General features: G+C 60.8%; 10 protein-coding genes. 4 read left to right on the top strand and 6 right to left on the bottom strand.

Going from position 1 to position 10,841, the window contains the following annotated elements; all coding sequences use genetic code 11:
- Positions 1 to 154 precede the first annotated feature (154 nt).
- Positions 155 to 901 (bottom strand): class II aldolase/adducin family protein, encoded by a 747-nt coding sequence (locus IGW03_RS23560; RefSeq protein ID WP_194724974.1) that lies wholly within the window; start codon positions 899 to 901, stop codon positions 155 to 157.
- Between the two features lie 504 nt (positions 902 to 1,405).
- Positions 1,406 to 1,642: a hypothetical protein gene (locus tag IGW03_RS23555; RefSeq protein WP_194724973.1), complete on the bottom strand. Its 237-nt coding sequence runs from the start codon at positions 1,640 to 1,642 to the stop codon at positions 1,406 to 1,408.
- A gap of 512 nt (positions 1,643 to 2,154) precedes the next feature.
- Here IGW03_RS23555 and IGW03_RS23550 point away from each other — a divergent pair.
- On the top strand, positions 2,155 to 2,727 hold the full coding sequence (locus IGW03_RS23550) for a dihydrofolate reductase family protein (RefSeq protein WP_228535998.1): 573 nt from the start codon (positions 2,155 to 2,157) through the stop codon (positions 2,725 to 2,727).
- Between the two features lie 144 nt (positions 2,728 to 2,871).
- Here the strand turns inward: IGW03_RS23550 and IGW03_RS23545 are convergent, their stop codons facing one another.
- Positions 2,872 to 3,771, bottom strand: a complete 900-nt coding sequence (locus IGW03_RS23545) for a LysR family transcriptional regulator (RefSeq protein ID WP_194724972.1) — start codon at positions 3,769 to 3,771, stop codon at positions 2,872 to 2,874.
- A 98-nt stretch (positions 3,772 to 3,869) separates the two neighbouring features.
- Here IGW03_RS23545 and IGW03_RS23540 point away from each other — a divergent pair, with 98 nt between their 5' ends.
- The 3 genes from IGW03_RS23540 to IGW03_RS23530 all read left to right on the top strand — a co-directional run bounded on the left by IGW03_RS23540 (position 3,870) and on the right by IGW03_RS23530 (position 6,309).
- Entirely contained in the window at positions 3,870 to 4,859 is a 990-nt protein-coding gene (locus tag IGW03_RS23540) for a zinc-dependent alcohol dehydrogenase family protein (RefSeq protein ID WP_194724971.1), read from the top strand.
- A 533-nt stretch (positions 4,860 to 5,392) separates the two neighbouring features.
- Positions 5,393 to 5,641: a DUF3297 family protein gene (locus tag IGW03_RS23535; RefSeq protein ID WP_194724970.1), complete on the top strand. Its 249-nt coding sequence runs from the start codon at positions 5,393 to 5,395 to the stop codon at positions 5,639 to 5,641.
- A gap of 218 nt (positions 5,642 to 5,859) precedes the next feature.
- The gene (locus IGW03_RS23530) at positions 5,860 to 6,309 is read left to right on the top strand and encodes a carboxymuconolactone decarboxylase family protein (protein WP_194724969.1); all 450 of its coding nucleotides are present in this window, start codon (positions 5,860 to 5,862) and stop codon (positions 6,307 to 6,309) included.
- A 228-nt stretch (positions 6,310 to 6,537) separates the two neighbouring features.
- Here IGW03_RS23530 and IGW03_RS23525 read toward each other — a convergent pair whose 3' ends face one another.
- The 3 genes from IGW03_RS23525 to IGW03_RS23515 all read right to left on the bottom strand — a co-directional run bounded on the left by IGW03_RS23525 (position 6,538) and on the right by IGW03_RS23515 (position 10,840).
- Positions 6,538 to 7,584, bottom strand: coding sequence for a porin (locus IGW03_RS23525; RefSeq protein ID WP_228535996.1), 1,047 nt, complete (start codon positions 7,582 to 7,584; stop codon positions 6,538 to 6,540).
- 113 nt (positions 7,585 to 7,697) lie between these two features.
- Positions 7,698 to 8,675 (bottom strand): Bug family tripartite tricarboxylate transporter substrate binding protein, encoded by a 978-nt coding sequence (locus tag IGW03_RS23520; protein ID WP_194724968.1) that lies wholly within the window; start codon positions 8,673 to 8,675, stop codon positions 7,698 to 7,700.
- Between the two features lie 41 nt (positions 8,676 to 8,716).
- The gene (locus IGW03_RS23515) at positions 8,717 to 10,840 is read right to left on the bottom strand and encodes an acetate--CoA ligase family protein (RefSeq protein ID WP_194724967.1); all 2,124 of its coding nucleotides are present in this window, start codon (positions 10,838 to 10,840) and stop codon (positions 8,717 to 8,719) included.
- Position 10,841 lies beyond the last annotated feature (1 nt).

The following is a 10,841-nucleotide window of genomic DNA, read 5'->3' as shown; positions in this document are numbered from 1 at the left end:
CGGGGGCCGGAATAAGCGGCTCAAGAATTGCCCATTGTTCATCGGTAAGTTCTTCTCTTCGCGTCATGATGAAAACCCCGTCATGTCGAAAAGAGCGTTGACTACCTATTTATGAAATGAGTTCTAGCCAGGACTGATCGCCCGACCTTTGTCATCAATCTGCATAACCGGGCATCTCGCGATCTAACACCCGCATCATAGCCGCAAAATAGAGCGCTTCGCGCTCTTCCTGCGAATGACTGTTACGCGGGTTGGGCCGGCTCACCTTCTCCACAGTAGCCTCGTCAAGTAGCGCTAACGGCCGGCCGGTAGACATTGCCAGTATTTGCGCACGGCAAACGCGCTCTAGCTTGTACAGGCGCCGGTAAGCCTGCGCGATCGTTTCGCCGATTACGAGAACGCCGTGGTTTTTCATAAATAGAATTTGCTTGGTGCCTAGAATGGCGGCAAGTCGTTCGCCTTCGTTCAGCGAAGCAGCCAGGCCTGCGTAGCCGTCGTCATAAGCAATGTGCGGCGTGAGGAAAGCTGCGGTCTGACTCCCGGGGAGCAGGCGGTTGTCTTCCATCATGTTCAGCGCCAGGGCCCAAGTCTGATGAGTGTGCAGGACCACATTTGCACCGGTGACTCGATGAAGAGGAGCGTGAATGCTCAGCGCGCTGAGTTCCAGGGTTCCATCTCCTTCGAGAACATCGCCGGCTTCATTGAATACGATCAAGTCGCTCGCCTTTGCTTCGGACCAGTGCCGGCCGAACGGGAGTACCAGGTACCGATCTTCCTTGCCCGGAACGCGCGCTGTGAAGTGGTTATCGATACCTTCTTCCAGGTCGTCGTACACAGCCAGTCGGTTGGCGGCCGCCAATTGAACGCGGACGCTCCAAATCTCATTGTTGTCGTGATTCATTCAAACAGTCCTTGCTCATGCAATGTCAAAGTGAGGTGGTACGTCATCGGGCCCCGCCGATCATGGTGCAAAACCGATTGAGGCTCATCGGGCTGATGAACGAATTCTTAGCCTAAGCGCTTCTTGGGTAGCAGGTCCCACTGTATCACCGTATGATAGAAAGCTGTTTAAGAGAGCCGGAATAGCTCGTGAAATAGTAGCGTAGTCCAAATGGCGCGGTTGGAAGTCCCAGGACATGGGCCCAGACAATCAGTAAGACGATCTGGTTCGCCCAGCAACTTGATAGCATGGCTCCACGCAGTCGCACAGGAATCAGACATGTTCGATCCGTTCAGCGCGCCTGGTGATTTCCTTGCCTGACGGTCGGTCCACCACCTCGATCTTCGATGCGATCTTCCTGAACTCAAGCTACCAAGTCTAACGGCGCTTGCCGATCAAGAGTCCCGCAGCGATGCCGATGCTATTCGCCAAAGCGAACTCGGATCCGCCGGCCATTCGTTGCCATCAGGGGAAGGTCAAGTCCAAACCGAGCATCCTGGCCAGGACGAAGGTGACGAGCACCAGACCCAGTAGCGATAGAACGAAGACCGCGGCCACCTTGCCGCCCGCGCGCAGCACGGCGCGCTTGTTCATCTCCTTCTCCTTCTGCCCCTGATCGTAATGCCACTTGATGGCGAAATACATGCCCGTACCGAGCGCGAGAACCTTGAACGGAAAGAAGACTATAGGGAACCAATCCATGATTTTAAGTATTTGCAGTCTATGACTTGACACTATCTACCGTGAGGGTTACCACCCCAAAATGGCACAGGTGCAGGTGCGCTCTACCAGGCCAATATGGTCGAGTGCCATTGCGCTTTCAAGATCAGCCGGCAGGGCAAAGCCCCAGGCATCCTGTTTGAATCTTTCTTTCCACGTACCTATGAAACAGCAATGGCGTCCTGCGGAGTGATTTGGCAAATGCAGATAAAAGAGCAGAAATCGTCAGCAACTGCGATGCAAGGATGGTGTTGCTGCTAGTTCTGAGGCATTCTACTTAAAAGCAGTTTCCATGCATTGAGACAAAATGTCCCAGTTGAAAACCAGACAAGATGACGATTTGACAATCTGGTTGCCTGAAGCGGCCCTGCACGGCGTCGCTTCACGCCGGTGAATTGAACCATTGGGCGCTACAGGATGGGCACCTCGCGAACTGGGCTTGTGCCCTTGGAGCCAGAAGGCGGGCGGCTCGTTACGTATCACGAACGGAGGACATGATGGGAATCTTGACCTTCAGTATCAACGTCACGCTGGACGGCTGCGTCGACCACCAGGAAGGAATCGCCGACGATGAAACACATGCCTTCTTCACCCGTCTTATGGACGAGGCCGGAGCGATGCTGTGGGGCCGCATCACCTACGAGATGATGGAAAGCTACTGGCCAGCAGTTGCCCGCGGAGACGTGGAGGCAACGACGGCGATGCGCGAGTGGGCGGTCATGCTGGAGGAAAAGCCGAAGTACGTGGTGTCGTCGACCCGAACAGACTTCAGGTGGACAAACAGTCATCACATCGCCGGCGACTTGCGTACGAGCGTGCAAGAGCTCAAGGACGCCACTCCTGCCGGCGTGCTCCTGGGTAGCGGCAAGCTCGCGAGTGAGCTGGACCGGCTGGATCTGATCGACGAGTACAAGTTCCTCGTCCATCCCAGGATCGCCGGTCACGGCCCGACCCTGTACCAGAACGGCCTACCCGGCACGCGACGGCTCGAACTGGTCTCGGCGACGCCGTTGCGCAACGGTGCCGTTGCCATGCACTACCGGCGCGCGGGGCCAACAACGAGTTGAAGTGGTAAATCCTTTTCGTGCCACGCCGCCGCACCCGAGCGTTGAGCGTCCGCTATCGAAAGAGTGGACTGGCCGCTCAGGCTCGCATCCCGCCTGCGGCTCCGGGCGGATTCTGGCGTCGGCAATGATTGGGCACTGCCGCCCTTAGGCCATCATCTTCGGCAGAGTGGCCGCCAGTGCATCCACTGTCACACGGATACGGCGCGCCACGTGTGGTGTTTGCAGCCATAGGGCGTGGACGTCGTACATATAGCCTGGCTGGCCGGCAAACAATTCAACGAGTGCTCCGTTGCGGAGACGCTCGCGCACAAGCCAGCGCGGTAGCCAGGCAATGCCTGCACCGGCTGCGGCTGCATCCGCGATGGCGTCCAGGTCGTCGAGCCGGATTCGGTTCGGGGGCCGCACTTCGAGCGGGGCCTGGCCGTTGCGCGGGAACAGCCAGGGCGGGACGGGCCCGGTGCGCCGGTAGGCGAGCGCTGCATGTGCGCCCAGATCGTCGAGGGCGGCGGGCCGACCGTGGCGTTCAAGGTAAATTGGCGCGGCGCATACGGTCATTGCCTGGCTGGCGACGTGCCGCGCCACAAGCCCCGGAGCCGGTTCCAGCGTGCCCGTGCGGATCGCCAGGTCATAGCCATCCTCGGCCAAGTCGAGAAGGCGGTCACTGAACGACAAATCCAGTTCCAAGCCAGGGTAGTCTCGCACCAGAGCGAGCAGTACCGGCAGAACGCAATGGCGGCCGAAATGGACAGGCGCGGTGACCCGCAACCGGCCGTTGAGTGCATGGATCTGGTCGGTCGCCAAGGCATCCGCCGCATCCGCTTCCGTCAGGATGGCGCGGCAGCGCTCGTAGTAAGTGCGGCCGAACTCGGTCAGCGTCTGGCGTCGCGTCGTGCGATTGATCAGTTGCACGCGCAGACGCTGTTCCAGGAAGCGGACATGCTTGCCCACCATGGTCGCGGACATGTCCAGTTCGTCGGCGGCGGCTGCGAAGGAGCCGAGATCTGCCGCACGTACGAACACGGCCATGCTGGTCAATCGGTCCATTCAACACTCCTGGTTTGTTCTGATGATCAAAATGTGCAGTTTATCTGGTAAATCGCCGCCGTTATAGTCGATTCCACACTATTGATAAGGAGTTGACGATGGCACGAATCATACGGTTTCACGAGCACGGCGGTCCTGAAGTATTGCGAATCGAAGATCTTGTTGTGGCCCCGCCGGGGCCGGGGGAGGTTCAAATCCGGGTCAAGGCCCTCGGCCTGAACCGGGCCGAGGCCCTGATGCGATCCGGCACGTACATCGAGACGCCGGCCTTGCCTTCCGGATTGGGCCTGGAGGCGGCCGGCATCGTAAGCAGGGTGGGTGCCGGTGTAGCCTCGTTCGCGCCCGGGGATGCGGTGAGCATCGTGCCACCCGTGTCGATGAGCCGGTGGCCGGCCTATGGCGAGCTGGCAAACTTTCCCGCCGGCCTGGTGGTAAAGCATCCGCCTGCGCTGGGATGGGAAGGCGCGGCCGCGCTATGGATGGCATATCTCACTGCCTACGGTGCGCTGATTGATATCGCCCGGTTGGGCATTAGGGACAAGGTCGTGATCACGGCCGCGTCCAGCAGTGTGGGGCTGGCTGCGATACAGATCGCCCGCCATGTCGGCGCGCTGCCCATTGCCGTGACCCGTACCTCGGGGAAAACAAAGGACCTGCTGGAGGCAGGAGCCGCCCATGCGATCGCCGTGGAAGAAGAGAATGTCGAGGAGAGGCTGAGCGCGCTGGTCGGGCCGGCGGGTGTGCGCGTGGTGTTCGATCCCGTGGGCGGTCCCCTCTTCATGCCACTGACTGCGGCCATGGCGCGAGGCGGTATTCTCATCGAGTATGGCGGGCTGAGCAAGGAGCCGACGCCATTCCCCTTGTTTGCAGTGTTGAGCAAGAGCCTGACACTGCGCGGCTATCTCGTCCACGAGATTCTTGCCGATCCCGGGCGACTGGCCGCAGCGAAGCGCTTCATTCTTGATGGCGTAGCCGCAGGTGCACTGCGGCCGATTATCGCCAGGACCTTTCCGTTCGAGCAGATCGTGGATGCACACCGGTACCTGGAATCTAATGCCCAGTTCGGGAAGGTGGTGGTGACATTATAGATCCGGCCCGAAAATAGGTTGAGCCGGATCCCCTCACCCCGGCCCTCTCCCAGAGGTAGAGGGTGAGATCAGCGACACGAAAAATGAACCATGTTTCGGGCCGGATCAATAGGAAGCGGAGGGCATTCGCCGGAGTGAGAAAATGAATTCCGACGGCGCCGCAGACGGCATCCGGCATTTGAACCGATCCGCAATCAGAGCGTCTTGCTGGCTTTCTTCCTCGGGAAGCTGCGGTAGATAAAGGTGAGCGGTCCCGGAGAGCGCCAACCTCGCACTCGGTGCTTCCCGGCTGATTTTATACAGCTATCAGGCAAGTATGGATTCCTCTCACGCCTTGCCAGACGAAAAGATTCATCGTTCTCATCTGGCACGGTATATCGTGGGATTGGTATTCGTGGTCGGGTATCGGGGAATGCAGAATTCCGCAATCGGCCCGCGGCGGCGCGATGGCAGAAAGCTGAAAAGCAAGGCCGCAAAGCAGGCGAATGCTGCAAAATTGTTTTGCGCAGGAGAATAGTAGATAATTCCCGTCCATGAACGACATGACACAACTCCCCCCATTACCTGACCGTCTTTCGGTCGATCCGCGCAGCCCTTACTACGATGCGGCTGTCCTCGAGCACGATGTTGGCATCAAGCTCGATGACAAGGAACGCACCAATGTCGAGGAATATTGCATCAGCGAAGGCTGGATCAAGGTCGCGGCCGGCAAGGCGCGTGACCGCAAGGGCAATCCGATGACGATCAAGCTGAAAGGCAAGGTCGTTCCTTTTTACCGATAAACGGTTTTATGCCTTCCGCAACATAGGAAAGACGTGAGCCTGGGAAGGCTTGCCTGTCTGGTGATTCGACCTCGGGCGCCAAGGGCACCACTTGGCCGAAACAAACGATTCAAAACGCTTTTCTCGTGATCTGTCACAACGCGCGGATGTCATCCGTCTTGGTTGGGATAGGGCAAATGCTTGCCCGTCGAAGACCCACCTTGAAAGGATTGAACATCATGAATCGCGCGAATTGGTTCGCCGTCTCCCCCGGGGGTGCAAAGGCAATCGGCGTCCTGCATCACTATGTCGTCAACGACACGAACCTGTCCAGCACTCTCATCCATCTTGTCTTCCTGCGTGTATCGCAGATCAACGGGTGCGCGCACTGCATCGACATTCACACCCGCGACCTGATCAAGGAGGGGGTATCGGTCGACAAGGCTGTGCTGGTTTCGGTCTGGCACGAAGCCGGGCATCTTTTCACTGAGAAAGAGCGTGCCGCGCTGGCATGGTCGGAGGAAGTTACGCGCGTGAGCGAAACGCACGCATCCGATGAAGCCTACGCAGCCGCATTGGCCGCGTTCGGCGAGAAGGACCTGGTGGACCTGACCTTGACCATTGCGGCCATGAACGCGATCAACCGGCTCGGCGTCAGCTTCCGCCTGAAGCCTCGCGCAAGGAGTTGAGGGCCAGTTTGAAAATGTTCCAGCGTCTGCCATGAACTTGATACGAGCCCGACGGATCGATCAAGGCTGTGGCGGCTTTGGCGCCTGGCGCAGCCCTTCGGATCCGAACCTGATCGAGAGGGTTTCGTCCCTAAGAGAAATTCGCTCACACCCCGTAAGTTACTGACTCACGAGCGCTTTGGGGGTGAGCGGATTTTTGACAATCTGCAGCTGTTTTGCGAAGCGCGTTCAGAAGTTGTGCCGCACGCCGAAACCGATCGAGCGGCCGTTGTCGCCGCTACCGGCGTCAATGGGAATCAGGTTGATCGAGCTGGATCCGCCAGCAGGGTTGTTGACATAGACGGCGCGCGCATACAGGTAGGTGCGCTTGGACAGGGCGTAATCCCAGCCCAGCGTGACCGCATAGGGATCGAGCGCGCTGTTGTCCACGGCTCGCTTGACGACTTCGCCGCGCAGGGTATGGACCGCATTGACGTTCCAGGTGACCGCAGCGAGATAGTGGCGCGCATCGTTGACGCCGGGCGCATTGCTGGAATCGGTCTCGACCGTCAGGCCGAGCTGCACCGGGCCGATCGTGTAGGTGCCGCCGGCGAAATGGAAGGTGGTTCGCGTCGGATCGGCGACAGGCGCGGCAGCCGTGCCCGCGTACTGCACCTGGTAGGCGTAGTACAGGTAGAGCGGTCCGTTGGCATACAGCAGGTTGGCGCCGGCATTCCTGCCGCTGGCCGACCCCGCGGCTTCGCCCGGTGCGTAGGCCAGCGTCGCTGCGAAGCCGCCGATGGTCGGTGTGCGGTAGGCGATCATGTTGTCGAAGCGCGCGAGATAGACGGCCTTCGCGGTGCCCTGGCCTTCGCGGCTGGTCACCAGGTTGATCGGCGACACATTCGAATTGACGTAGAAGGCATCGGCCTTGACCAGGCCGTCGAAGGTGGGCGTGTATTGCCGGCCGAGTCGAACCGTTCCCCAGCCGCCGCCGAGTTCCACCCATGCCTGCCGTCCGAACAGGCGATTGTTGCCGAAGAATTCCGCGCCGGTGTCGGCCTGAAAGCCGTTCTCCAGCAGGAAGCCGGCACGTTGCCCGCCGCCCAGGTCCTCAACGCCCTTGAAGATCAGGCGCGATGCGGCCATGTCGCCGTCGCGCAGCCGGGTCTGGCTCTGCGAACCCTTTGCATAATCGATGCCGAGATCGATGATGCCCGACACCTGCACCGAGCTTTGCGCATGCGCGAATCCGGCCGCGATGGCGCAAGCCGTTACCATGATCAGTTTTTTCATTGCAGTCTCCTCCGGAATAAATTTTTAGTTGCGGCCGCCGCCATGGCGTCGCTGCCTCCCGACGCCATGGCGAACCGCTGTAGAACATCTACGCAATCAGTCAGCGCCCATGCCTATTCGACCTTGATGTGATTGGTCCGCACGATGTCTCCCCAGGCTTGCATATCCCTGCGCACGGTCGCTTCGAATTCCTCGGGCGTTTTTTGCGGCGAGGACGCCATGTTCATTTGCAGGAAGCGTTCCTTCACCTCGGGCAAGGCGACGATCTTGCTGACTTCCGCGTTGAGACGCTTGACGATCGCATCCGGCGTGCCTGCCGGTACGAACAGCCCGTACCAGCTGTCGAGCCCGAACGGCACGCCCTGTTCGTTCAGGGTCTGCACCTCCGGCGTGAGCGGCGCGCGTGCCGTGCCGGACACCGCCAGCGCCTTGAACTTGCCGCTCTTGAGATAGGGCAGGGTCGCCACGGTATCCGCGAAAGCCACCTTCACCGTCCCTGCTGCGAGGTCGATGATCAGCGGCCCGCTGCCGCGATAGGGCACGTGGCTGAGTTTGGTGCCGGTCTGCGTCTTGACCGCCTCCATCGTCAGGTGTCCTCCGGAGCCCACACCCCATGAACCGTAGTTGACAGGAGCCGGCTGTGCCTTGACCCATTCGATGAAAGTCTTGACATCCTTCGCCGGCACGTCGGACGACACCACCAGGTAATTGCCGCCCGTACCGATCTGCGCGACCGGCTTCAGATCCTTCAGCGTGTCGTACGGCATCGAAGGCTGCATCGCGGGATTGACGACGATCGCCGCCGTATAGGTGAAGAGCAGGGTATAGCCGTCGCCGGCGGACTTGGCCGCGGTGGTTTGCCCGATCAGGCCATTGGCGCCGCCCTTGTTCTCGATGACGATGGTCTGTCCGAGCGCCTTGCCGAGATGATTGGCGATGACCCGGGAGAAGATGTCGGTGCCTCCGCCCGGCGGCGTCGGTACGATCATGCGGATCGGCTTGTCCATCGGCCAGTCCGCTGCCATCACGGCGGCCGAGTTCAGCAGTGCGGACAAGGCGATGGCCTGCAATACGATTCTGCGCTTGCACATGGGTGTCTCCTGTTTATCGTGTGACTGTCTCCAACCCTTCTTCAATGCTCCCGGCCGATCACGACCGCATCGAGCGCCATGCCGCCTTGGCCTGCCGGCAGCACGATGAAGGGATTGACGTCGATGGATTCCAGCGTGTCGCCCGCTGACATGGCCAGGTCGGACAGGCCAGCGATGGCGCGGGCGAGTGCTTCGACGTCGGCCGTCGGTGCGCCGCGATAGCCTTGCAGCAGCGGAGACAGTTTCACTTCGCCAATCATCTCCCGCGCCTGTTCAAGACTCACGGGGGCGATGCGGAAACTGACATCCTTGAGCAGTTCGACGTTCACGCCGCCCATGCCGAACATGACGACCGGCCCCATGACCGGATCGCGGTGCACGCCGAGGATGCACTCGATGCCGCCGCGCACCATGGGGGCAAGCAGCACGCCGTCAACGCGCGCCGACGGCGCCCCTTCACGTATGGCCGCCATCATTTTGTCGAAGGCAGCCTGCACCGCCGCCTCGTCGTTCAGATTCAAAGTCACGCCGCCGATATCGCTCTTGTGCGTGATGTCTGCCGACAGGATTTTCATGACGACCGGAAAGCCGATTGCGCGCGCTGCGTCGGCCGCTTCCCGGCCGTTGCGCGCAGTGCGGGTAGGTACGCCCGGTACGCCGAATTCCCGCAGCAGCGCAAGCGATTCGGCTTCATTGCGTGCGCCGGCAGCGATCGATACGGATGGGTATGTCTTCGCCGTCGGCGATGCCGCATCCAGGATCTTGGATTTCTGCATCTCCTGCTGCGTGCGGAAGAACTCCAGCGCCGCCAGCACCCGGATGGCGCTCGACGGTTCCTGGAAGGAGGCGCAGCCGCAGGCATCAAGACTGCGCTGGTGCTCGTGTGAAAACAGCGTGCAGAACATGAGCGTTCTGCCGGGGAACTCCGCGGTCAACATCCTTGCCACGTCCTTCTGCAGTGCCTGCATGGCTTCGCTCAGGCCGGCGGCGGCAAGAAAGATGAGCAGGCTGCCGTAATCGCCGTCGCGCAGCATCACGCGTGCGGTCGTCTCTATCAGGTCGAGCTGCGAGGTGACCTGGCCGGTGATGTCGACCGGGTTGCGCGGCGCGGCGAACGGCACCTGTTCCAGCAGCCAGTCCTGCGCCGCTTGCGGCATCGGCGCGACATCGAGATTGCCGTCGGCGGCATCGTCCGCCATCAGCACCCCGACGCCGCCGGATACCGTCAGCAGCCCCAGCTTGCCTTTTTCGGGCACGCCGGAGATCGACAATGCATAGGCGATGTTGAAGAAGTCTTCGATGGTGCGCGCCCGCCATGCGCCGTACTGCTTGAAGAGGGCGTCGTACACGGCATCGTTGCCGGCAAGCGATGCGGTATGCGAAGCGGCGGCGGCGGCGCCGAGTTCGGTGCGGCCGACCTTGACGACGACGACCGGCTTGCCTGCATCCCGTGCGAGCGCAAGCGCTTCCTTGAGCCGCTCGCCGTCCTGGCATCCTTCGATGTAGGCCATGATGACTTTGGTTTGAGGATCGCCCGCCATCCATGCAATGCAGTCCGCCACCTGGATGTCGGCCTCATTGCCGGTCGTGACCCAGACTGACAAGCCCAGTCCGCGTTCGCGCGCCATCGCATAGGCATAGGCGCCGAAGGCGCCGCTCTGGCTGACGATGCCGATGGCGCCGGAAGCGGCCCGGCCGGAAAACACCACCGGCGAGAAGGTAGCATAGACGCTGCGCGCGACGTTCATGAAGCCGAGGCAGTTCGGCCCGATCATGCGGATGCCCGCCGCCCTTGCCTTGTCCAGCAGCCGCTGCTGCGCGGCGCGGCCCTTTTCGCCGGTCTCGGCGAAGCCTGCGGAAAACATGACGATATTCCTTACGCCTGCGGCAATCGCATCGTCGAGAGTCGCTTCAACTGCAGCGGCGGGAATGGCGAATATTGCAAGGTCGATAGGCTTGCCCACGGCCGACAGGGTCGGATAGGCCTTCCTGCCCTGGATCTCTTCGCGTCCGGGATTGATCGGGTAGAGCTCGCCCTCGAAGCCGTAGTCGATCTGGTAGGTCACCGGTATTGCGCCGATCTTTCCCGGCGTCGCCGAGGCGCCGACGACGGCAATCGAGCGTGGCGAGAAGAAGCTGTCGAGTCTTTCCTGGTTCGGGGTCATG

Source organism: Noviherbaspirillum malthae (genome assembly GCF_015352985.1).
Taxonomy (GTDB): domain Bacteria; phylum Pseudomonadota; class Gammaproteobacteria; order Burkholderiales; family Burkholderiaceae_D; genus Noviherbaspirillum; species Noviherbaspirillum malthae.
Note: the sequence above shows the minus strand (reverse complement) of the source record. Positions and strands in the feature narration are given on the sequence as shown.